This is a genomic window from Methylobacterium sp. 37f (genome assembly GCF_023093475.1).
In the GTDB taxonomy this organism is placed as follows: domain Bacteria; phylum Pseudomonadota; class Alphaproteobacteria; order Rhizobiales; family Beijerinckiaceae; genus Methylobacterium.
This window is the reverse complement of record NZ_JAGHKN010000002.1, coordinates 77,162-99,521: the sequence shown is the minus strand read 5'-3', so window position 1 is coordinate 99,521 and position 22,360 is coordinate 77,162. Positions and strand designations below refer to the sequence as shown.

Sequence of the window (22,360 nt, the reverse complement as noted above, 5' to 3'; positions counted from 1 at the left end):
GCATGGATCGGACCTGCGCGCGATGGAGACCGTCGGGGCCCGACCCATGGTTCCGCCGGATAGGGTTAACAGGTGCTGAAGGGAACCGGATGCCGCAGCGGCAGCGCGTCGGCTCGACCCCCGCCGGAGCCACGGCCTAACAGGACGCCATGGAACCCAACGTCTATCTTCTGATGGCCGCCGCCCTGGCGTATTCCGGCTACATGCTCATCGCCATGCGGTCGTAGATCGGAGCGGGAAACCCCCGGTCGCCGGTCGCTCAGGTGCGATCACCCTTCTGGATCACCGCGCAGGCCGTGACCGGGCGACCACCCATCTCCGAGACCGAGCAGGTCACGAGGGCCGCCCCGAGGTCGACCTTGCTGTGGCGCGTCGTCGTGGCCGCCTCGTGGGCCTTGGTGGCCGCTGCGGCGATCGAATCAGCGCCCATCCCCGTCACGGCATGCCCCGCCCGTCCGACCAGCGCGAAATAGCCGGCCGGCAGCGGCGTGCCCTTGTACTGCACGCCGGTGGCCGAGAGGTCGCCGCACGCCAGGGTCATGCCGATGCCGTCGGCGGCGCCGAGTTCGGCGAAATCTGTCGTCCGGTTCACCAGGCGCGCCTGGGTCTCGGCCACGACCCGGTCGATGAGGTCGCCGCAGGAATCAGCCGCGGCGGGGTCGGCCAGGAACAGGGCGGGCACGAGGACGAGGAGGAAGGCGGAGATGGGGGCGCGCATGTCCGTCCATCTAAGGGCCCGCGGCGGCTTGTCGAGCGCGCACGCGCCGATGCCTCCGGCCGCGAATGTCACAGGCGCTTGCGCGGCGGACGCGGACGCCGGAACACCCCCACCACCTCGAGATGGCCGGAATAGGCGAACTGATCGACGGGGGTGACCCGCTCCAGGGTGTAGCCGCCCGCCACCAGGGTGGCGGCGTCGCGTGCGAAGGTGCCGACGTCGCAGGCCACGCCGATGACCAGCGGCACCTTCGATTCGGCGAGGCGGGCCGCCTGGGCACCGGCTCCGGCACGGGGCGGATCGAACACCGCCGCGTCGTAGGCGTCGAGTTCGAGGGGCAGCAGCGGACGGCGGAAGAGGTCGCGGCGCTCGGTGGTCACTTGGCGCAGGCCCGGCACCGCCCGGACCGCCCGGTCGAGGCTCGCCAGCGCGGCGGCATCGCCCTCGACCGCGTGGACGTCGCGGGTCCGGGCCATGGCGAGGCTGAAGGGGCCGCTGCCGGAGAACAGGTCGACCACCCGCTTGGTCTTCTTGTCGAGGGCGGCGATCACCGCTTCGGTCAGGACCGCCTCGCCCGCCTGCGTGGCCTGGAGAAAGCCGCCCGCCGGCGGCACCAGCCGCAGGCCCGCGCTGGCGACCGCCGGCGCGCGGCGCTCCACCAGCACCTCCCCGTGCAGGGACAGGCGCGCGAGATCGAGGTCGTCGGCGAGGCGAACGAGGGCCGCGCGTACCCCCTCGGCGGCCGGGCCGTGGCCCCGGATATCCACGTCGAGGCCGGCTTCGGTGGCAGTGAAGGCGACGTCGAGGGGCTTGCGGCCGTGGCCGAGCGGCGCGCTGAGGGCGATGGCGACCGCCGGGGCCCGGTGCAGGGCCGGGACGGTGATCGGGCAGAGATCGATGGCGACGAGGTCGTGGCTGCGGGCGGCCATGAGGCCGGCCTGGGCGGCCCCCTCGACGGCGCGGACATGCAGGGTCAGGCGGCGCCGGCCCTCGCCCCGCGCGTCGACCACCGGCTCCGGCGCGACAGCCAGCCCCGCCTGTGACAGGGCCTGGAGAAGATGCCCGCGCTTCCAGGCGTGATAGGGCTCGGGTGCCAGGTGCTGGACGGCGCAGCCGCCGCAGGCACCGAAATACGGGCAGAACGGCGCGATCCGGTCGGGCGAGGCCTGCTCCACCGCCACCAGGACGCCGCGCGTGCCGGCGCGTCGGATCGTGACCCGCTCGCCCGGCAGGGCCAGGGCAACGGCGGTGCCGTCCTCGGCCAGCCCGTCGCCGCGCGCGCCGAGGCGGCGGATCTCGAGGGTTTCCACGGGGGACTCGGTCATGCAGTTGGGTCCAAGGGTCTCAAGGTCGGAGGGTCCGAGGCCGGGTTTTCCGAATCCGGGGTTTCCGAAGTCAGGCGCTTCGAAGTGCGCGGTTCCGGACCCAGTCTCGCCCCGATCAGGAACTCGCGGTTGCCGTCGCCGCCGGTGACGGGGGACGGGATCAGCCCCAGCACACGCATCCCGGCGGCGGTGAGCACGGTCTGGATCTCGGCGCAGACGGCGTCGTGGATGGCCGGATCGCGCACGATCCCACCGCGCCCGACCCGCGCCCGACCGGCCTCGAATTGCGGCTTGATCAGCGCTGTGAGCGCCGCGCCGGGGGCGAGCAGCGGCAGGATCGCCGGCAGCACGAGGCGCAGGGAAATGAAGCTGACATCGATCGTACAGAATTCGGGCGCGCGCGGGATCGACGTCCGGTCGAGGGCGCGGATATCGACGCCCTCCAGGCTGGTGACGCGCGGGTCGGTCCGCAGCGACGCGTGCAACTGGTCGCGCCCGACATCGACGGCGTAGACGTGCGAGGCCCCGGCGCGCAGCAGCGCGTCGGTAAAGCCCCCCGTGGAGGCGCCGACATCGAGGCAGACCCGGCCGGCCGGATCGAGCCCGAAGGCGTCGAGGGCGGCGACGAGCTTCACGCCACCGCGGGAAACGAACGGGTGCGGGGCGGTCGCCTCGAGCCGCGCGTCGCGGTCGAGCAGGTCCGAAGCCCGCGCCACCGGCTGGTCGTCCGCCCGCACCAGTCCGGCGGCGATGGCGGCCTGGGCCCGGGCCCGGCTCTCGAACACACCCCGCTCGACCAGCAGGCGGTCGGCCCTCAGCCGGTCCCGATTCATCACCCCATCCAACGCACTGACATCCCGCCGGCCTCCGGGCCGTTTCTTCCCGCTACACCACAACATCCCGGGGGCGAACGAAATTCGTGACGATTTCGGTCGCCCTTCCGGGGCGCTCTGCGCCATAGACGTGGAGGGGATGCGACTCAGGTCGCGCGCGGAACGGTTGCGCTGGACCGGGTTTGTGCCCGGACGCAGGAGCCGAGCGGTCCGTCGCGGGCGACGGATTCGATCCGCGCCGGATCTCGGTCGAGACATAGGACGAGTCATGGGTGTGACGGAGGAATTGGGTGTGCCGCAGGAAGCGGGTGTGCCGCAGCAATCGGATGTGCCGCAGGAAATCGAGCTGAAGCTGCAGTGCGAGGCGGGCGACCTCGCCGAGCTGAGCCGGCACCCGTTCCTCCAGGATTCGCCTCAGGATGCCGCGTCCGACCAGGACGCGCCGCGCCCGGAGACCGCTCTCCTCACCTCGACCTATTTCGACACGGCTGAGGGCGACCTGCGTGCCGCCGGCCTGACCCTGCGCGTGCGCCGCGACGGCGACCGATTCGTCCAGACCGTGAAGGCCGCCTCGGCGGGAGCGGGGCTGTTCGACCGGGCCGAGTGGGAGATGCCCGTCGCGGACGAGGCTCCGGATCTCGCGGTTCTCGGCGACACGCCGGTGCCCGCCGTGCTGGAGGCCGCCTCCGACGCCCACCTCGCGCCCGCCTTCGTCACCCGCGTCGAGCGGCGCACCCGCATCGTGCGCTACGGGGCTTCGCGCATCGAGGCCGCGTTCGACGAGGGCCGGATCGAGACCCGGAACGGCGACGCACCCCTGTGGGAGCTGGAACTCGAACTGATCGAGGGACGCCCCGACGACCTGTTCACCCTGGCCCAGGCCCTGGCCGAGACGGTGCCGCTGCGCCTCGGCGCCCTCAGCAAGTCGGCCTGCGGCTTCAGCCTCCTCGACGGCACCCTGCGGCGGCCGAGCAAGGCGCGGCCGGTGCGGCTGTCCCCGGAGGCCACCACGGGGGAGGCCTTCCAGGCCATCGCGCAGGCCTGCCTCGCGCATCTGCGCCGCAACGAGGACGTCTTCCTCCACAACCGGCACGTGGAGGCCCTGCACCAGCTGCGCGTCGCCCTGCGCCGCCTGCGCTCCGCCTTCACCCTGTTCAAGCCGATGCTGGCGAACGACCCGATGGCCGCGACCCTGCGCGATGAGATCAAGCGCATCTCCGAGCCGTTCGGACATGCCCGCAACCTCGACGTCTTCCTGGCCGAGACCCTGCCGGCCGAGATGGCCCGGCGCCCGGACGAGGCCGGCCTTGACGATCTGCGCCGGCGCCTCGAGGCGGAGCGCGACCGCGCCCATGACGGCGTGATCGCGACCCTCGAGGCGCAGGAATGGCGCAGCCTCATCCTGGATATCGCCGCCTGGCTCGAGACGGGGGCCTGGCGCACCCGGCGCGAGGCCGAGGCGGCAGAGGATACGGCGGCGGAGCGAGCCGGCCGGGAGGGAGCCGTCCCAGAGGGCGTCGACCCGCAGGCGCCCGCCCGCGACTTCGCCGCCACGGTCCTCGACAAGGTTCTGCGGCGCATCCGCAAGCGCGGCCGCCATCTCGCCCGCCTGGAGGCCGAGGAGCGGCACCGGGTACGGATCGAGGCCAAGAAGCTGCGCTACGGGGCCGAGTTCTTCGGCAGCCTCTATGCCGGCAAGAAGGCCCACAAGCGGCACAAGGCCTTCGTCTCGACGCTCTCGGACCTGCAGGACCACCTCGGCACCCTGAACGACCAGGCCACCGCCCATATGGTGCTGTCCAGCCTGGTCACCGGCCCCGATCCGTCGGAGATCCCCGGCGAGACCGTGTTCGCGGCCGGCCTCGCCGCCGGCGACAACGAGGCCGGCGCCAAGGCCCTGTTGAAGGCCGCCGCCGCGGCCCATGCCGAGCTGCTCGACGTCAAGCCGTTCTGGCGCTGAGGCCGGGCGCCCCGGGTGGGCGTCAGGCCTCGCGCGGGCTCAGGGCGTAGAGCGTGATGGCGGCCGCGTTCGACACGTTGATGCTGCGGATCTCGCCGCTGAACGGAATGCGCGCGAGCACGTCGCAATTGTCGCGGGTGCGCTGGCGCAGGCCCTTGCCCTCGGCCCCCAGCACGATCACCGCCGGCCGCTTGGGGCCGATGCTGTCGAGGGCGGTCTCGGCGTCGGAATCGAGGCCGATCCGGGTGAAGCCGCGCTTGCCGAGGTCGACCAGCGCGTCCGACAGGTTGCGCACCACGATGAGCGGCACGTGCTCCAGCCCGCCCGAGGCGGATTTGGCCAGGACGCCGGTGGCGTTGGGCGAGTGCCGGGCCGTGGTGATGATGCCGGCCACGCCGAAGGCGGCGGCGGTGCGGACGATGGCGCCGACATTGTGCGGATCGGTGATCTGGTCGAGGGCGAGCAGCAGCACATCGTCGCCGAGTTCGTCGAGGTCCGGCCCCGGCAGCGGGTCGGCCTCCAGGTACAGGCCCTGGTGTACCGCGTCCGGCCCGAGCAGGGCGTTGATGGCGCTCGGCCGCACCATCTCGGGATCGATCCGCAGGGGACCGATCTCCTCGGCGAGCCGCGTCATGGCGTTCTCGGTGGCGAGCAGACGGTGGAGCTTGCGCCCCTCATTGGCCAGCGCCTGCGCCACCGGATGCCAGCCGTAGAGCACCACGTGGTCGCCCGACGCCGCCGCCACGCTGGCGGCGCCGCGCTGGTTCTGCGGGGGACCACGCCGGAAGGGGCCTCGCGAGAAGCCGGGCTTGTTCGTCCTCGGGCCCGGCGGGCCGTCGCGTCGCGTCGTCATGGGGTGTCGATCCGCTTTCCGGCCGCCCCTGAAACAGGCGCGCCGCGTCTGGGGTTCGACAAACCGGCCGGGGCCGTTTTCGTCAAGCGGCAAACTAGCGTCGCCTCCCCCGTTGCCCCCGCGGCCGAAGCCGCCTATAGAACCGCTCACCGCAGCAGCGCCCTTCGTCTAGCGGTCCAGGACGTCGCCCTTTCACGGCGAAAACACGGGTTCGATTCCCGTAGGGCGCGCCACTCTACTCAGGCCTACGGGCCGATCGACCGCCCCCTCCATCGCTGACGTCTTCGTGACCGCTGTCGCAACACGCGTCTGCGTGCCGCCCTATGTTCAGGCGATGGGTCCGATGTCTCGCGAGCGCTGTCCGACGACCGAACTTCCCAAGCCGGCCTGCGCGGGATCGGACCGGCGCGAGCCCGTGTCGCCCCGGCACCGCGCATGGCCGGATCCGCGATCGTGAGCGGCGGGGCTCGTCCGCCGCGCTGCGTCCACTACGTCGGCTTCCGCGACGATCGCTACCAGAACGCCTACCGGGTGTTCGGCGGCCCCCGCGTCATCCACCGGCGCTGGGATTTCTACGCGACCCGCGATGTCGGCCCGGACGACGTGGTGATCTTCGCCGAGGGCGACGAGACCCAGGCGATGGCCACGCGGAACGCGACCGATCTCGACGAGCGCTGGCTGTTCGGCGCAACGCCCCTGCCCGACCCCTGAAAACGAGGAAACCCCGCGCCGGTGACGGCAGCGGGGCTTCGGACGTCTCGGCGCGCGGGGACGCGCTTCAGGCGGCCTTCTTGCCGCCCTTGGCCTTCGGCTGCACGTCTTCGTCCTCGTTGCGGTTGGCAACCTGGCCGAGGCCGATCGACTTGGCCAGTTCCGAGCGCATGGCGGCGTAGGACGGTGCGACCATCGGGTAATCGGCCGGCAGGCCGTAGCGCTGACGGTAGCTGTGCGGGTCGAGACCGTGGCTGCTGAGGTGACGCTTCAGGGTCTTGTAGCTCTTGCCGTCGAGGAAGCTGACGATGCCGTCCGGCGTCACCGACTTGCGGATCTGGGCGGCGCTCGGCTTCTCGATCTCGGCTTCCTCGGAAACCGGAGCGACCCCGCCGGCGAGGCCGCTCAGGGACGCATGCACGTTGCGGATCAGATCCGGCAGATCGCTCGGGCGAACCGGGTTGTTCGAAACATAGGCCGCCACGATGTCGGCCGCGAGGTCGACGAAGTCAGTTGTTTGAATTTCGGTATTTTCGGACATGCGAACTTTTCTTTTCCTGCGCCCCCAGACGGCAAATCGCCCATCCGAAGGCATTTATCAAGCGCCAGCCGCCAATTCCGTCGACCAACAGGGCAGATATGCACGATTCGGATAGGAGATGTCCACAACTCCGAGGCTACCGTGAAGGTTGTTCCGCACGAATATTGCTGGATTGTTCCAGCGCGAAGCGGTGAATCTGTCGGGTGCAGGGCGCTCTGCCATGCGGCTCGCCGCCTGAGCGGGCCTGATCGCCACGCCCCGGAACGGCCGGTATCGCACCGGAGCGATGGCGCGCGCGGCGGCCTCGACAGGAGAGTCCGCCCCGGATGCTTAAGACTTCGTGACTTCGGGTACGGTCCGCTCGTCCGTCAGCGCCGCCCGCTGGCGTTCCGACTGCCGGCGGCCGAGCCAGAGGCTGTTCAGGAGCCAGAGCGCCGACAGGGGAATGGCGGTCACCGCGACCGCCGTTGAGCCGAGCCCCAGGGCGCCGATGCCGGCGAAGGACCAGGCGCCGAGCTGGTCGCCGGTGCGATACACCACGGTGTCGATGAAGTTCTTGGCCTTGTAGCGATCCTCGCGCGGCACGACGGTGAACAGCACCTCGCGGATCGGGCGCGCGATGGCGAAGTTCCCGGCCCGCCGAAGCACCTGAAACACCACGATGGCGGTGATGGTCGGCGAGACCGCAAGTGCGGCGAAGCCGAGGATGCTGGCGGCGGGCAGCAGCGCGAGGGCGGGGCCGACGCCGATCCGGCGTACGATCCGCCCCGTGAGGAAAAACTGCACCCCGAGCGTCAGCAGGTTCACCAGGAGATCGACGCTGGCGAAGAAGGCGGTCTGGGCGCCGCGATCGGGGAAGCTGCGCTTGGCGATGCCGGCCTGCTCGAAATACAGGAAGGTCGAGGTCACGGAGAACAGCAGCAGGAACAGGCCGATGTTCAGCAGATAGGGCGAGCGGACGGTACGGGTGATGCCCGCGAAGACGCTGCCGCCGATCGCTTCCGCGGGGTGCGCCTCTGCGCCGATCGCCGCGCCGGCGCCTGGGGCCCGGTGCAGGCGGTCGGACAGGCGCGCGAGCCCGCGCATGCTGAACACGGCCACTTCGAGGAGGAGCGCCGCGCCGAGCAGGAGCGCCCAGGTCGGGGCGTCGCGGGCCAGGATGGCGGTGGTGGCCGAGCCCGCGATGGCGCCGAGGGTCGCGCCGGCGGCGATGAAGCCGAACAGGCGCTTGCCCTGCTCGGTGGAGAACACGTCGACGATGGTGGCCCAGAACACCGAGACCACGAACAGGTTGAAGATCGAGAGCCAGATGAAGAAGGCCCGGCCGATCCAGACGTCGCCCTCGGGGCCGGCGAGATAGAGCCCGCCGGCGAACAGCAGGATGTTGGCGGCGAAGAACCGGTAGGTCAGCGGCACGAAGCGCGCGCGCGGCAGCGTCTTGACCAGCCAGGCGAACGGAACGTTGAGCGCCAGCATGCCCACGAGCGTACCGGTGAACAGCCACGGCAGGTTCTCGATCCCGCCGGCGACGCCCATCTGGTCGCGGATCGGGCGCAGGACGTAGTAGGCGGCCAGGATCGAGAAGATGTAGGCCCACGACCAGGCGAGGGCCGGCGCCTCTCCCGGTCGCACATCGACCAGGCGCCCGAGCCAGGTCGATGCGCGCGGGTCGGCGCCGGCCCCGGCCGTCACCGCGACACGCCCAGACGGGTTGCCAGTTCCGGCGCGGTCAGGTCCAGGCCGAAGCCCGGCGACCCCATGGCGAAGCTGTCCGCCTTCGCCAGCGGCCCGACCGGTACGGGATCGAAGCCCGCATCGGTCACGAGCTGCGCCACGCTCTTCAGCGCCTCGGCGTCGTCGCCGGCGATCGGGATGGCCATGCGGCCGCCGTCGCGGCGGGCGTTCTTGGCGAAGACCTTGTAGTTGGCCGCGTTGAAGGCCCGGACGACCCGGGCGCCGGCGAGATACTTGGCCGAGACCGCCGCGATGCCGTTCGCCTGTACCTCGCCGTAGACCTCGCCGTCGCGGGCCTGGGTCGCGTTGCCGGCATCGATCACGACCTTGCCCGTCCAGGCGCCCGCGTAATCCTGCGCGAGCTGCGGGTAGGCCTTGTAGGGCACCGCGACCAGGATGACGTCGCCGAAGGCGATCGCCTCGGCGGGCGTGCCGGCGCGGGCTTTCGGTCCGAGTTCCTCGACCAGGGACGTCAGCGTCTCGGGATGGCGGGAGGACAGCATCACCTCATGCCCGGCCTTCGCCCACAGCCCCCCGAGGGTGCCGCCGATATTGCCGGCGCCGATGATGCCGATCCGGGCCGGCTGTGCCGCCGTCTGGGCCCCGGCCGGCGCCGCCGATCCGAGCGCGAGGGCGGCGAGCGCCAGGATCACGCGGCGGGAAATGAACCTAGAGTGCATCGACGAAGGCCTCCATTCGGGTGCGTTGGGCGGCATCGGGCAGGCGGCCGCGCGCGGCCCCCAGGTTGTCCTCGACATAGGCGGCCTTGGCCATCCCGGGGATCGGGCAGGTCACCGCCGGGTGCCCGAGGACGTATTTCAGGAAGAATTGCGGCCAGGTCGCGCAATCGAACTCGGCGGTCCAGGCGGGAAGCGCCCGCCCCTGCACGGCCTTGAACAGGCGGTCGCGCCCGAACGGCACGTTGACCATCACGGCCATGCCGCGCTCGGCGGCGAGCGGCAGGATGCGCTCGGCGGCGCGGCGGTCGTCGAGGGCGTAATTGACCTGAATGACGTCCAGCGTCTCGCGCTTCATCAGGGCTTCGAGGTCCCCGAACTGGCTGTCGCGCCAGACCGTGACGCCGACGTAGCGGATCTTCTTCTGCGCCTTCAGCTCCCGCAGGGTGGCGAGATTCGCCGACGGATCGATGAGGTTGTGGACCGCGATGAGGTCGATCATCCCGGTGTTCAGGCGCTTGAACGAGCGGGCGATCTCGGCGGCGCCGGCCTCGCGGCCCGGCGTTCCGACCTTGCTGCACAGGAAGACCTTTTCGCGCAGGCTGTCCTGCCCGGGGATGCCATCCTGCGCGAGGATCAGGCCGAGCACGTCTTCGGCGGTGCCGTAGCTCGGAGCCGTATCGATGACGCTGCCGCCCAGGGCCACGAACCGCTGCACCGCCTCCCGCAAGGGGGCGATCGCCTCAGCGGTGGGCTCGACCTCGTAGCGGCGCGAGGTGCCGATGCCGATCACCGGAAGAGTCTCGCCCGTGGACGGGATCGGGCGTCGCAGCAGGGCGGCCGGCTCCGCCGCGACGGCGGACGTGCCGAAGCGGGACAGCGACAGGGGCAGCAGGCCGGCGCCGGCCAGGACGGCGCGTCGGGAAGGAGGCATCGGCAGGGTCTCCGGCGGAACGGGTGCGGAGTTTCATCTAGGGCCGTGCGTAGGACTTCGACATGGGCCGAGTTCGAGATGGGCCGAGTTCGAGATGGGCCGAGTTCGAGATGGGCCGAGTTCGAGATGGGCCGACTTCGAGATGGGCCGAGTCCGGCTTCGGTGTCGCCTCGAAGAGCGCGGGGCTGCCGCAGGGAGACGTTGCCGGCGGCGCTCTGATCGGCGCGGCCCCGACCGCAGAGGCCATCGTCGACACGTGGCCGGGTTCCCGATGCCTGTGCCGATCGCGCTCGGCGGTCTTCCACTCTGGTCTGTCGGGGTTGTTGGTGCGTCACCGGGAGGCGGAGCCGAAATTCAGTTTCGTTTCCGATACAGACAAGGCTTGATTGAATACCGATGGTCGGGTGATATATTGACGATAAGAGCCTGGGAACAGTTCTTTGACTCAAGATCAAGATGCTGCATTGCACGAAGATCGAGCAAGCAGGAGCAAAACGGAATGGATCGGTCTGATCAGGACGCAGGAGGGAACTGAAATTCCCTGCAGCGTGAAAGATGTTTCGGCGACCGGAGCCAAGCTCAGTGTCTCCGAGAACATCCAGCTCCCGTACGAATTCATGCTCAAAGTTGTCGGAATGGATTATGTGTGCGCGGTGGCGCTCGCGTGGCGCGTGGGAAATCTCGTCGGCGTGCGGATCGTGAAGTTCGCGAAGCTGGTCCCCAAGCGGGTTCTTCCCGCGGACTCGCACGAAGCAACGGATTGGGCGCCGCATCAACGCCATGGCACCCGCCGCCATCGCCGGCTCGACTGATTCATCGCTTTGCCGTGACAATCAGAGGCGCGGCCCGCCACCGACCCGGCATCGGCACCTCCCTCCGATGCCGCGATCAGCGACGGCCGAAGCGGAACGCGGCTGGTCCGGGATCGCGTGTCCGAGGCCGCGGCGGGAGGCGCGATCAGACGAACTCGGTCGTCAGCTTGGCGCTGGTGACGGCAACGCGATCCCGTCCCGCGGCCTTGGCGGCGTAGAGCGCGAGATCCGCCCGCTTGAGCAGCGTTCCGACCTCGTCGCCCTCGACCCAGCTGCTCACGCCGATGCTCACCGTGAATCGCAGCGAATTGGTCCGGTCGAGCATCCGGCGTGCGGAGCATTGCCGGCGGATGCGGTGCGCCACCACCGAGGCGCCGCCGAGACTGTGCCCCGGCATGACCAAAGCGTATTCCTCGCCCCCGATCCGGCCCGCGAGGCTTCCGGTTTCGCGCAGGATCTGGGCGACGCTGCGGATCACCAGGTCGCCGACATCATGACCGTGGCGATCGTTGATGCTCTTGAAATGGTCGATGTCGATCTGCAGCACCGAGAGGGGCTGATCGGCGGAGGCGGCGTGGAGTTCCGCGCGGGCCAGACGCAGCAGCGCGCCGCGATTGAAGAGCTGCGTCAGGTGATCCGTGTCGGCCTGTTTGATCAGGGCATGCTGCAGCTTCAGGACCCGCTCGGCCGCGCGCAGCCGTCCGTACAGCTCCCGCGAACTCGGCGGCTTGGCCAGAAAGTCGTCTGCCCCGCTGTCCAGGATTTCGTCGATGGGTCGGGTGTCGCGTGCCGACGACATCGCCAGGATCGTGAGCGGGCGGCGGTCATCCGCGAGGGCGCGCAGGGACCAGCAGAGTTCCAGTCCATCCAGGGGGTGAACCTCCAGGCTGGTGAGGACGCAGGTCGCGGCCGGATTTCCGGCGACATAGGCGAGCGCCGCCGCCGAATCCGCGAACTCGACGACTGTATGGCCCCCATGCACCAGCATCCGGGCGATCGCCTTGCGCATTAGCCGGCTCGAATCGACCAGAACAACGTGCATAACGGCCCTTCTGCGGACTGATCGAGCGAACCGGATGCCGGGACGGGTGCGATCGGGTGCGATCGGGTGGAGCGTGTCGGCGGACGCCGGATTCAGAGTGAGTTCGAGCTGTCGCACGTTGGAATTGACGTGGACCGTGGAGGGGGTCGATGCCTCTTGCGGCCCTGCTCGCGACGCTTAAATTCGCCTTCTTGATTCCACAATGACCGGTAGAATTTACGGGTTCCCTAATTCTACCGGTTGAGTTTCCGAGTTTCCGGGTGAACCGTCGCAGATTCAGCGGCATCTTCCCCGAGCGGAAGACGGCGATGGCGCGCGGTGGTCCGGCCCGGCGCTACGCGGGCGCCCGCCGGGAACGGGTGTGCAGCAGGTTGAGGATCAGGGCCGTCCAGCCGGTCTGGTGCGAGGCGCCGAGGCCTCGGCCGGTGTCGCCGTCGAAGAACTCGTGGAACAGCAGCGCCTCTTCGGTGCCGGGCGCCGGCGCGATCGGGGGCCGGTCGCCGAAGATCGGGCGCCGGCCCTCGGAATCCTTGGTGAACAGGGCGATCAGCCGGTCCTCCAGGGCGTCCGCGATGGCGCTGAGGGTGAGGTGGGCGCCGGAGCCGGTCGGATATTCCACCAGGAAGTCGTCGCCGTAATAGGTGTGGAAGCGGCGCAGCGCCTCCACGATCAGGTAGTTCATCGGCATCCACACGGGGCCGCGCCAGTTCGAGTTGCCGCCGAACATGTTCGAGGTGGAATCGGCCGGGTCGTAGCGCACCGTGAAGGAGGCGCCGAACTCGTTGAGGGCATAGGGCTGGTCCCGGTGCGCCTTCGACAGCGAGCGCACGCCATGGGCCGAGAGGAACTCCGCCTCGTCGAGCATCCGGCGCAGCAGCGCCTTCATGCGATGGCCGCGCAGCAGCGACAGCAGCTTGCGGTCCTGCACGCCGCCCTCGTCCCAGCGCGACACCAGGCAGGCGAGGTGCGGGCGGTTCTCCAGGAGCCAGTTGAGGCGCCGGGCGAAGTCCGGCAGGCGCTGGAGCACCGAGGGCTCGATCACCTCGACGGCGAAGAGCGGCACCAGACCGACCACCGAGCGCACCCGCAGGGGCAGCATGCCGCCGCCGGGGATATCGACCTCGTCGTAGTAGAACTCGTCCTCCTCGTCCCACAGGCCGAAGCCCTCGCCGCCCATGTCGGTCATCGCCTCGGCGATGAGCAGGAAGTGCTCGAAGAACTTCGACGCGGTGCTCTCGTAGACGTCGTTGTGCAGGGCCAGCTCGAGGGCGATCCGCATCATGTTGAGGGCGTACATCGCCATCCAGGCGGTGCCGTCGGCCTGGTGGATGCGGCCGAAGCCGGGCGGTGGGCGCGAACGGTCGAACACCCCGACATTGTCGAGGCCGAGGAAGCCGCCCTGGAAGACGTTGCGGCCGTCCGCGTCCTTGCGGTTCACCCACCAGGTAAAGTTGATGAGGAGCTTGTGGAACACGCCCTCCAGGAAGGCGATGTCGCCGCGTCCGCCGCGCCGGTCCCGATCGATCTCGAACACCCGGTAGGTGGCCCAGGCATGGACCGGCGGGTTGGCGTCGCCGAACTCCCATTCGTAGGCCGGCAGCTGGCCGTTCGGGTGCATGTACCATTCGCGGGTGAGGAGCAGGAGCTGCTTCTTGGCGAAGTCCGGGTCGAGCAGGGCCAGCGGCAGGCAGTGGAAGGCGAGGTCCCAGGCGGCGAACCAGGGATATTCCCACTTGTCCGGCATCGACAGCACGTCCGCCCCGGCGAAGTGGCGCCAATGCACGTTGCGCCCGCTGTCCCGCTCCTTCGGCGGCACCGGCTGGAGCGGGTCGCCCTTGAGCCAGAGCCGGACGTCGTAGGAATAGAGCTGCTTCGACCAGATCAGGCCGGCGGCGGCCTGACGGTAGATGGTGCGGGAATCGGCATCCCCGAGGCCGTCCTGGAGCGACTCGTAGAAGGCATCGGCCTCGGCGACCCGGCGATGCACGATGGTGCCCTCGCGGTCGACGGGACGGGCGCGGGTGCCCGCGGACAGCCGGAGCGTGACCCGCGTGGTCTCGCCGGGTTCGAGCTGGCGGAAGTAATGCAGGCCGAGCTTGGTGCCGGATTCGCGTCCGACGGCGCCGTCGTCGCCGTCGACGATCGCCGCGTGCAGCCCGTCCTTGAACGGGCCGGGGGCGTCGGGCTCCCAGCCGTGCAGGCGCAGGTTGGTGTCGTTCTCGCAAAACAGCGGATCGGGATAGCCGTCGAAGCTGAGCCGGTAGAGCCCGAGGCGTGGGTGGTCGCAGGCGATCGCGCCGTCCGGGCGCAGGGTCAGGGCGGGGCGGCGATGGCTCGCCTCCTCGCGCCACGACCAGGTGTTGCGGAACCACAGCTGCGGGATGATGTGCAGGTCGGCGGTCTCCGGCCCCCGGTTCACCGCCGTGATCACCACGTGGATGTCCTCCACGTCCTCCTTGGCGTATTCCACAGTGACGTCGAAGAAGCGGTTCTCGGCGAACAGCCCGGTGTCCTCGATCTCGTATTCCGGCTGGTCGCGCCCGCGCCGCAGCCCCTCCTGCACCAGATCGTCGTAGGGGTAGGCGCCCTGCGGGTAGCGGTAGAGGAACTTGAGGTAGGCGTGGCTCGGGGTCGCGTCGAGGTAGTGATAGACCTCCTTCACGTCCTCGCCGTGGTTGCCCTCCTCGTTGGCGAGGCCGAACAGTCGCTCCTTGAGGATGTGGTCGCGCCCGTTCCAGAGGGCGAGCGCCAGGCACATCTGCCCGCGCTCGTCGCAGATCCCCGCCAGGCCATCCTCGCCCCAGCGATAGGCCCGCGAGCGCGCCTCGTCATGCGGCAGCGAGCGCCAGGCATTGCCGTCGCGGCTGTAATCCTCCCGCACCGTGCCCCACTGACGCTCGCTGAGATACGGCCCCCAAAGCGACCAGGGGCGTTCGCCGCGTCCCTGCTCGGCGATGCGGCGACGCTCGGCCCAGCCGTCGAGTTCGCTCACGTCCGCCCCCGTTCGCCGCCGGCCGGACGCGGCGCGCGGATGCGGGCCGCCGTCGCCGCGAAAGGGACGGTCGGCGCGGCGACGGACGGTGAAGCGGGCAACGGTGAGGCGATCATCAGGTCCGGTGGGGTCGGGGTCAGGGCAGGCGCCGATGCATCATCAGCGCCAAGCTCACCCGACGCGGCGCGATTTCGCAACCACGGCGGCCCAGCAGGCGGGGCGGCGCCTTCACGTCATCGTGTGATCGCCCGTTTCCTGGCAGGTCGCGAGGCGATTCGGAAGGCGGAAGCGCCGTTTGGCGGTGCGGCGACCGCGTCCCCGCCGCAATACCGGTCCAGGGCTCCAGCCCGGGCTTAACCTCTGGTTAACCGACGGGCCGTCTCGGTCCGGTTACAGGGAGACACGCGTGGCGAGCATGACCATCGGGACGACAGCGGACCGTAGAGTCCGGGCGCGACGGCTGATGCCGGTCCTGGTGCTGCTTCTCGCCCTGCCCGCCTGCGCCGGGCGCCCGACCGGCGTGCTCCTGCCGGTGGCCGCCGGGGTGACGGCGCCCGGAACCTCGCAGGTCGAGATGCTGGTGGTGACGAACCGCAAGAGTGCGGGCGCGCCCGGGGAATTGTTCTCCGGCGAGCGCGGCGCGGCGGTGAGCTACACCGATCTCGCCGTCTCGATCCCGCCCGATGCGACCCGCGCGGCCGGGACCGTGCAATGGCCGAAGGCCCTGCCGGGCAATCCCGCCACCGACTTCGTCGCCCTGCGGGCCGATCCCCTGGCGCGCAAGGACGTGCCGGCCTGGACCGGGCGTGCCCTGAAGCAATCGCGCAAGCGCCAGGTGCTGGTCTTCGTGCACGGCTTCAACAACCGGTTCGAGGATGCGGTCTTCCGCTTCGCCCAGATCGTGCACGATTCCGGGGCCGAGGTGGTGCCGGTGCTGTTCACCTGGCCGTCCCGCGGCAGCGTCCTCGCCTACGGCTACGACCGCGAGAGCACGAACTTCTCCCGCAACGGCCTCGAGACCCTCCTGCGCGATCTCGCCAAGGACCCGAAGGTCGGCGAGATCACCGTCCTTGCCCATTCCATGGGCAACTGGCTCGCGCTGGAGAGCCTGCGCCAGATGGCCATCCGCGACGGCCGCGTCGCCGCCAAGATCCGCAACGTGATGCTGGCCGCCCCCGACGTCGACATGGACCTCGCCCGCGCGGCGTTCCACGACATGGGCAAGGACCGGCCCCGCCTCACCCTGATGGTGTCCGGCGACGACCGGGCCCTGGCCGTGTCGCGCCTGGTCTGGGGCGATTCGGTCCGCCTCGGCGCCATCGACCCGAACCAGGAGCCCTACCGCTCGGAACTGGAGCGGGAGAACATCGGCATCCTGAACCTGACCGGGGTGCAGTCGGGGGATTCGCTGAACCACGGCAAGTTCGCCTCGAGCGAGGTGGTGGCGCTCCTGGGCAAGCGACTGGCCGATGGACAGCCGATCTCCGACAGCCGCGTCGGGCTGGGCGACAAGCTGGTCCAGACGGCGGCCGGAGCGGCCTCGACGGTCGCTACCGGAGCGGCGCTGGCGGTGGCGGCGCCGGTGGCGATCCTCGATCCGCAGACGCGGGAGACCTACGGGCAGCACCTGTCCAATGTCGGCCACGGCGTCACCGATACGGTCGGCTCGACGGTGGATCTGGCCGGCGCCCCCATGCGGGCCGTCACCGGCACGCCCGAATGATGCCCTTCGGTCCGCTCCGCTATGCGTCCCGGGATGTCGTCGGGGTCTTCCGCATCAGCCAAGCCCCGCATCAGCCAAGCCCCGCATCAGCCAAGCCCCGCATCAGCCAAGCCTCGCATCAGCCAAGCCCCGCGTCAGCCAGGCTCCGCATCCTGACTGCCGCCAAGGGTTACCGGTCTCCGCCGCGCCGTGGTGAGACCGTATCCCAAACCGTTCATCCCCCCCTCGTTGACCGGCCCGGTTCGGGCCTGCCTGGAGTTGATCCCATGACCCTCCCCATGACCCTCGCGCGTTTCACGGCCGCATCCGCCCTGGTTCTGGCGGGCCTCGCCACCGCGCAGGCGCAGGGCCTCGTCCAGGGGGCGGAGGAAGGGGCGGCGCGCGGTGGGATGGCGGCCGGGCCGCTCGGGGCCGTGGTCGGCGGCGCCATCGGGGCAGCGGTCGGCACGGCCAACGGCATCCTGGGCATCGACCGGCGCGAGCGCTTCCGGATCTACACCACGGCCGAGCGCCGGCCCTCCTATGCCTATGCGGGCAACCTTCGGGTCGGCTCGGTGCTGCCGGAGGACGGCATCGTCTATTACGACGTCCCGGCGGAATTCGCGATCTCGGGCTACAACTATACCATCGTCAACGATCACCCGGTGCTGGTGGAGCCGCGCACCCGCCGGGTGGTCGAGATCATCGACTGATCGGATCGGCGCGGTCCGGACTCAGGGCGAAGGCGGGACGCGCTCCGGCAGCGACGCGTCCCGCCACGGGGATACGAGCCCGATCTCGTCGGGCGCACCCGGAGATGACCGGGTCCGTGTTGCGAGCGATGCGACATCTGCATAGATGGATCGACATCCAGCAGAATTGCGATTGAGTCATGCGCCGCCCGGATCTTGAGATCGATCTCCTGCGCGCCTTCGTGGCCGTGGCCGAGACCGGCAGCTTCACGGCCGCGGCGGACGTGGTCCACCGTTCACAATCGGCGGTGAGCCAGAAGGTCCTGCGCCTGGAGGAGATCCTGGGGCAGCGCGTCTTCGAGCGCACCAGCCGGACCCTCGGCCTGACCCCGGACGGCGAGCGCCTGCTGGTGGCGGCCCGGCAGATGCTGGAATTCAACGATGCGGTGATCCGCGCCTGGCACGAACCCCCGGCCAGCGGGACGCTGCGTCTCGGGGTGGCGGAGGATTTCATCCCGGGCCAGTTGCCGAAGCTCCTGGCCCGGTTCGGACGGCTCTATCCGGGCGTGCATATCGACCTGATGACCGGCCTGAGCTGCACCCTGCTCGAGGCCTACGACGCCGATCGGCTCGATGCGGTCATCGCCAAGCGCAGCGGCGCGAGCCCGCGCGGCCGGGTGATCTGGCGGGAGCCGCTGGTCTGGCTGGCGGCCGCCGACTACCAGCCGGATTTCAGCAGACCCGCCCGTCTGGTGATGCTGCCGGCCCCCTGCAGCTATCGCGACATGATGATCGCGGCGCTCGACTCGGTCCGTTGCGAATGGGTCGCGGCCTGCACGGCAAGCAGCCTGATGGGTGTGCAGGCTGCCGTGGCCGGCGACCTCGGGGTGACGCTGCTCGGCCGCTCCTTCCTGCAGGAGGGTTTGCAGATCCTGCGCGCGCCCGACCTCTGGCCCGCCCTGCCGATGACGGAGGTCACGGTGATCGGCGAGGACCGGGCCGGCGCCCTGATCCGGCCGCTGATCACCTTCCTGACCGAGAGCCTCGCGGGCAGCGACGGCCTCGCCCTGGTGGCCTGACGCGGAGATGGCGCCGCCGTTGCGGCCCTTGCCGCCTTGCGGCCCTTGCCGCCTTGCGGTCCTTGCCCCCTTGCGGCCCCTGCCGCGCGTGCTCAGAAGCCGGTCAGCACGGTCTTGCCGATGCTGCGTCCGCTCTCCTGCGCGGCGTGGGCCCGGCGCAGGTTCGCGGCGTTGATCGGGCCCATCTCCTCGCGAAACGTGCTGCGCAGGAGCCCGGCATCCACGAGGCGCGACACTTCGGTCAGGATACGGTGCTGCTGGTCCATGTCCGGCGTGCCGAAGAGGCTGCGGGTGAACATCAGTTCCCAGTGCACCGACAGGCTCTTGCGCTTGAACGGCACGATGTCGAACGTCTCCGGATCGTCGATCAGCGCCAGCGCACCCTGCGGCGCCAGGGCGGCGACGAGGGCGTCCCGATGCTGGTCGCTGCCCGCCAGGCTGGCGGCATAGCGAACCTGCGGAATGCCGATCCGGGCGAGTTCCTGGTCGAGGGGCTGGCGGTGATCGATGACGTGGTGGGCGCCCATGGCGCGGCACCACGCCTCGGTCTCGGGACGCGAGGCCGTCGCGATGATGGTGAGCCCCGTCAGGCGCCGGGCGATCTGGGTCAGGATCGAGCCGACGCCGCCGGCGCCGTTGACGATGAGGAGCGCGTCGGTGCCCGCCATGACGCCGTAGGGCACGCGCAGGCGATCGAACAGCAGCTCCCAGGCGGTGAGCGCGGTGAGCGGCAGGGCGGCGGCCTGTTGCGGGGTCAGGGTCTTCGGGGCGAGACCGACGAGGCGTTCGTCGACGGCGTGGAATTCCGCGTTGGTGCCCGGCCGGTCGAGGGCGCCGGCATAGAACACGGCGTCGCCCGGTTGGAACAGGCGGACCTCCGGGCCGGTCGCCGCGACGATGCCGACCGCATCGTAACCGAGGATGTGGGGCCGGCCCGGTTCGGGCGTGACGCGGCCCCGGACCTTCACGTCGACGGGATTGACCGAGATCGCCTGGATGCGGACGCGAAGATCGCGCGGGCGCAGATCCGGCTCCGGCAGGTCGAGATCGATCAGAGCCTCGGGCTCGGTGATGGGCAGGGAGGTGTGAAACCCGACGGCCTTCATGGGGATGCTCCTGATCGGCGATGCGGAAAGCTGCCAACACCTGTCGGGTCGGCACCGCGGGAGGACCCTTGCTCGAACGCGGTCATTTGAGAAACGCATAGTTCTGATGGATGCGATCGGATTTCCGACTGCATCGCGCCCGCTCCGCTCCGCCGCGCGGGCCTGCTGTCCCGCGCCTGCGTCTGGTCCCGGCCGCCCGGCGGGTCCAGACTGGCGCTCCGGCCGGCGTCGCGCCGGCACCGGTTCGCCACGAGGTTTCCCAGGGCATGACGGTCGCCATCAAGAAGGTTGCCAGCAAGAAGGTCGCTATCGTGGGGGCGGGCTCGGTCGGATGCTATTACGGCAGCCTGCTGGCGCGGTCGGGGCTCGAAGTCGTCCTGGTCGGGCGGCGCCCGCTCGTGGACGCGGTCGAGGCGCGTGGGCTCTGGCTGGAGATCGGCGACGAGCGGATCGTGGTCCAGGTCCGAGCCACGACGGCGGTCGACGCCGTCGCCGGGGCCGAATGGGTGCTGGTCTGCGTGAAGTCCGGGGATACCGAGGCGACCGGACGGGCCATCGCCCCGCACCTGCGGCCCGACGCGACGGTGCTGAGCTTCCAGAACGGGGTCGACAATCCGGAGCGCCTGCAGGCGGTTCTCCATCGCCCGGTGGTGCCGGTGGCGGTCTACGTCGCCACCGAGATGGTGGGGCCGGGCCACGTGAAGCACCATGGGCGCGGAGACCTGGTGATCGGCGCCTCCACGACGAGCCTGGAGATCGCCGCCGCGTTCGCCGCCGCGGGCATCCCCACGCAGGTCTCCGCCCGAGCCGTCGACGCCCTGTGGGGGAAGCTCGTCGTCAATTGCGCCTACAACGCCCTGTCGGCGATCACGCAACTCCCGTACGGACGCCTGCTTGCGGTCCCCGGCATCGCCAGCGTCATGGCCGACGTGGTGGCCGAATGCGTTGCCGTCGCCGAAGCTTCCGGCGTCGCGGTGCCGGGCGACATCCTCGACCGCGTCCTCGCTCTCGCGGCCGCCATGCCGGATCAGCATTCCTCCACCGCGCAGGATCTGGCCCAGGGCCGGCCGAGCGAGATCGCGCATCTCAACGGTCTGATCGTCCGGAAGGGGGCAGAGACCGGCGTGCCCACACCGGTGAACCGGCTGCTGAGCACCCTCGTGCAGCCGGCCGAAGCCCGGGGCGGCGAAGCGCGGCGCGCCGAAGCGACGGGCTGAGCCGCTGCCCTGACGCACCGGGGACGTCGATCATCGGAGGCGCCGGTACATCAGGGTCGCCTGCGCGGCCGACGCATCGCGTCGGCGTAGCCGACACGTCGTGGGGAGAGGAACCCTCTACCTTCGTATGGTTTCGCCCATTGCCCGCAGCTTGTATCGCTTGGGCCGGGTCGCTTTCGCCGACGACATCGACGCTGCCGGCAAGACGATCTGTGATGATCCCGTCAGACATCATCGGCGATACACGCGAAGACGGCATGATCGGGCGGATCGAATTCTCCATTTCGAAGTCGCAATTCCGAACCCTGTCGCCGGTCCATGGACGAAGCGGTTGATCGCGAAGGCCCGGGCCTGTGCCCTTAGCGTTCAGCCGGATACGCCTCCGCCTCGCGCCGGCCGGCCGGACCCGATCCGGGGCACCCGTCAAACCGGGCTTCGTCGGGGCCGCGGGACAGACTTCACCCCACCACAGAGTTCACCCTCGAGGAAGGACCGAGACCATGGATTTCCTGACGACACGGGACGGCACGCGGATCGCCTACAAGGACTGGGGTCCCAAGGACGCGCAGGTCATCGCCTTCCATCATGGCTGGCCGCTCAGCGCCGACGACTGGGACAACCAGATGCTGTTCTTCGTTAACCAGGGTTATCGGGTGATCGCGCATGACCGCCGCGGCCATGGCCGCTCCTCGCAGACGGCGACCGGCAACGAGATGGACACCTACGCCGCCGACGTCATCGAACTCGCCGCGGCCCTGGACCTGAAGAACGCCGTCCATATCGGTCACTCGACCGGCGGCGGCGAGGTGGCGCGCTACGTCGCCCGCTCGGAGCCCGGTCGCGTGGCCAAGGCGGTGCTCATCGGCGCGGTGCCGCCCGTGATGGTGAAGTCCGAATCCAATCCCGGCGGCTTGCCCCTCGCCGTCTTCGACGGCTTTCGCGCCGCGCTTGCGGCCAACCGGGCGCAGTTCTACCGCGACGTGCCGGAAGGCCCGTTCTACGGCTTCAACCGGGACGGCGCGAAGGTCTCGCCCGGCGTGATCGACAATTGGTGGCGCCAGGGCATGATCGGCGGTGCCAAGGCCCAGTACGATTGCATCAAGGCGTTTTCCGAGACGGATTTCACCGAGGATCTGAAGGCGATCGCGGTGCCGGTCCTGGTGATGCACGGGACCGACGATCAGATCGTGCCGATCGCCGATTCGGCGATGCTCTCGCACCCCCTCCTGCAGCAAGGCACGCTCAAGACCTATGAGGGCTTGCCGCACGGCATGTGCACGACGCATCCCGAGATCATCAACCCGGATCTGCTGGCCTTCGTGCGCGCCTGAGGCCATCGGGCGAGCCACGCCGCGAGACCTCGCCACCTGTCAGGGGGCCTTGCCGACCTGCCAGGGGGCCTTGCGGCGTGCCGCCGCAAACCGGAACTCGC

The 22,360-nt window shown here is 70.0% G+C and carries 19 protein-coding genes and 1 tRNA gene; 9 read left to right on the top strand and 11 right to left on the bottom strand.

The window, feature by feature from the left end:
- Positions 1 to 259: 259 nt before the first annotated feature.
- From J7U37_RS01885 to J7U37_RS01875, 3 genes are all read right to left on the bottom strand, one after another.
- On the bottom strand, positions 260 to 718 hold the full coding sequence (locus J7U37_RS01885) for a hypothetical protein (RefSeq protein WP_247634642.1): 459 nt from the start codon (positions 716 to 718) through the stop codon (positions 260 to 262).
- 68 nt (positions 719 to 786) lie between these two features.
- Positions 787 to 2,043, bottom strand: a complete 1,257-nt coding sequence (locus J7U37_RS01880) for a class I SAM-dependent RNA methyltransferase (RefSeq protein ID WP_056479792.1) — start codon at positions 2,041 to 2,043, stop codon at positions 787 to 789.
- Positions 2,040 to 2,876: a TlyA family RNA methyltransferase gene (locus tag J7U37_RS01875; protein WP_247634641.1), complete on the bottom strand. Its 837-nt coding sequence runs from the start codon at positions 2,874 to 2,876 to the stop codon at positions 2,040 to 2,042. Before J7U37_RS01875 ends, J7U37_RS01880 begins: the two co-directional genes overlap by 4 nt.
- A 268-nt stretch (positions 2,877 to 3,144) precedes the next feature.
- On the opposite strand from J7U37_RS01875, the gene J7U37_RS01870 reads away from it, so the two are divergent.
- On the top strand, positions 3,145 to 4,836 hold the full coding sequence (locus J7U37_RS01870) for a CYTH and CHAD domain-containing protein (RefSeq protein WP_247634640.1): 1,692 nt from the start codon (positions 3,145 to 3,147) through the stop codon (positions 4,834 to 4,836).
- A gap of 22 nt (positions 4,837 to 4,858) precedes the next feature.
- On the opposite strand, the gene rlmB is transcribed toward J7U37_RS01870, so the two are convergent.
- Positions 4,859 to 5,689: a 23S rRNA (guanosine(2251)-2'-O)-methyltransferase RlmB gene (rlmB, locus tag J7U37_RS01865; RefSeq protein WP_244476781.1), complete on the bottom strand. Its 831-nt coding sequence runs from the start codon at positions 5,687 to 5,689 to the stop codon at positions 4,859 to 4,861.
- Positions 5,690 to 5,846: 157 nt separating this feature from the next.
- Here rlmB and J7U37_RS01860 point away from each other — a divergent pair.
- Positions 5,847 to 5,922: transfer RNA gene (locus tag J7U37_RS01860), tRNA-Glu, on the top strand.
- 220 nt (positions 5,923 to 6,142) lie between these two features.
- Positions 6,143 to 6,400: a hypothetical protein gene (locus tag J7U37_RS01855; RefSeq protein ID WP_244476780.1), complete on the top strand. Its 258-nt coding sequence runs from the start codon at positions 6,143 to 6,145 to the stop codon at positions 6,398 to 6,400.
- Between the two features lie 67 nt (positions 6,401 to 6,467).
- On the opposite strand, the gene J7U37_RS01850 is transcribed toward J7U37_RS01855, so the two are convergent.
- The 4 genes from J7U37_RS01850 to J7U37_RS01835 all read right to left on the bottom strand — a co-directional run bounded on the left by J7U37_RS01850 (position 6,468) and on the right by J7U37_RS01835 (position 10,286).
- Positions 6,468 to 6,941 (bottom strand): MucR family transcriptional regulator, encoded by a 474-nt coding sequence (locus tag J7U37_RS01850; protein WP_056185878.1) that lies wholly within the window; start codon positions 6,939 to 6,941, stop codon positions 6,468 to 6,470.
- A gap of 330 nt (positions 6,942 to 7,271) precedes the next feature.
- Positions 7,272 to 8,633: a hypothetical protein gene (locus tag J7U37_RS01845; RefSeq protein ID WP_056185881.1), complete on the bottom strand. Its 1,362-nt coding sequence runs from the start codon at positions 8,631 to 8,633 to the stop codon at positions 7,272 to 7,274.
- A complete protein-coding gene (locus J7U37_RS01840) occupies positions 8,630 to 9,355 on the bottom strand; it encodes an NAD(P)-binding domain-containing protein (RefSeq protein ID WP_247634639.1) in 726 nt (241 codons plus the stop codon). The genes J7U37_RS01845 and J7U37_RS01840 overlap by 4 nt, the downstream gene beginning before the upstream one ends.
- Entirely contained in the window at positions 9,345 to 10,286 is a 942-nt protein-coding gene (locus J7U37_RS01835; protein ID WP_247634638.1) for an aldo/keto reductase, read from the bottom strand. Before J7U37_RS01835 ends, J7U37_RS01840 begins: the two co-directional genes overlap by 11 nt.
- Before the next feature lie 440 nt (positions 10,287 to 10,726).
- Here J7U37_RS01835 and J7U37_RS01830 point away from each other — a divergent pair, with 440 nt between their 5' ends.
- The gene (locus J7U37_RS01830; protein WP_247634637.1) at positions 10,727 to 11,098 is read left to right on the top strand and encodes a PilZ domain-containing protein; all 372 of its coding nucleotides are present in this window, start codon (positions 10,727 to 10,729) and stop codon (positions 11,096 to 11,098) included.
- Between the two features lie 145 nt (positions 11,099 to 11,243).
- Here J7U37_RS01830 and J7U37_RS01825 read toward each other — a convergent pair whose 3' ends face one another.
- Together J7U37_RS01825 and J7U37_RS01820 are read right to left on the bottom strand one after the other, a co-directional pair.
- Positions 11,244 to 12,140, bottom strand: a complete 897-nt coding sequence (locus J7U37_RS01825) for a diguanylate cyclase (RefSeq protein ID WP_056479774.1) — start codon at positions 12,138 to 12,140, stop codon at positions 11,244 to 11,246.
- 334 nt (positions 12,141 to 12,474) lie between these two features.
- Complete coding sequence (locus J7U37_RS01820; protein WP_247634636.1) at positions 12,475 to 15,132, bottom strand: glucosidase; 2,658 nt, start codon at positions 15,130 to 15,132, stop codon at positions 12,475 to 12,477.
- Positions 15,133 to 15,547: 415 nt separating this feature from the next.
- Here J7U37_RS01820 and J7U37_RS01815 point away from each other — a divergent pair, with 415 nt between their 5' ends.
- The 3 genes from J7U37_RS01815 (at position 15,548) to J7U37_RS01805 (ending at position 18,605) form a co-directional block, all read left to right on the top strand.
- On the top strand, positions 15,548 to 16,855 hold the full coding sequence (locus J7U37_RS01815) for an alpha/beta hydrolase (RefSeq protein ID WP_247634732.1): 1,308 nt from the start codon (positions 15,548 to 15,550) through the stop codon (positions 16,853 to 16,855).
- Between the two features lie 266 nt (positions 16,856 to 17,121).
- Positions 17,122 to 17,547: a DUF1236 domain-containing protein gene (locus J7U37_RS01810; protein WP_156375923.1), complete on the top strand. Its 426-nt coding sequence runs from the start codon at positions 17,122 to 17,124 to the stop codon at positions 17,545 to 17,547.
- A gap of 179 nt (positions 17,548 to 17,726) precedes the next feature.
- Positions 17,727 to 18,605: a LysR substrate-binding domain-containing protein gene (locus tag J7U37_RS01805; RefSeq protein WP_247634635.1), complete on the top strand. Its 879-nt coding sequence runs from the start codon at positions 17,727 to 17,729 to the stop codon at positions 18,603 to 18,605.
- Positions 18,606 to 18,697: 92 nt separating this feature from the next.
- On the opposite strand, the gene J7U37_RS01800 is transcribed toward J7U37_RS01805, so the two are convergent.
- Positions 18,698 to 19,711 (bottom strand): zinc-binding alcohol dehydrogenase family protein, encoded by a 1,014-nt coding sequence (locus tag J7U37_RS01800; RefSeq protein WP_247634634.1) that lies wholly within the window; start codon positions 19,709 to 19,711, stop codon positions 18,698 to 18,700.
- Positions 19,712 to 19,977: 266 nt separating this feature from the next.
- Between J7U37_RS01800 and J7U37_RS01795 the strand changes: the two genes are divergently transcribed.
- Together J7U37_RS01795 and J7U37_RS01790 are read left to right on the top strand one after the other, a co-directional pair.
- Positions 19,978 to 20,928 (top strand): 2-dehydropantoate 2-reductase, encoded by a 951-nt coding sequence (locus J7U37_RS01795; RefSeq protein WP_247634633.1) that lies wholly within the window; start codon positions 19,978 to 19,980, stop codon positions 20,926 to 20,928.
- A gap of 500 nt (positions 20,929 to 21,428) precedes the next feature.
- On the top strand, positions 21,429 to 22,259 hold the full coding sequence (locus J7U37_RS01790; RefSeq protein ID WP_056185906.1) for an alpha/beta hydrolase: 831 nt from the start codon (positions 21,429 to 21,431) through the stop codon (positions 22,257 to 22,259).
- Positions 22,260 to 22,360 lie beyond the last annotated feature (101 nt).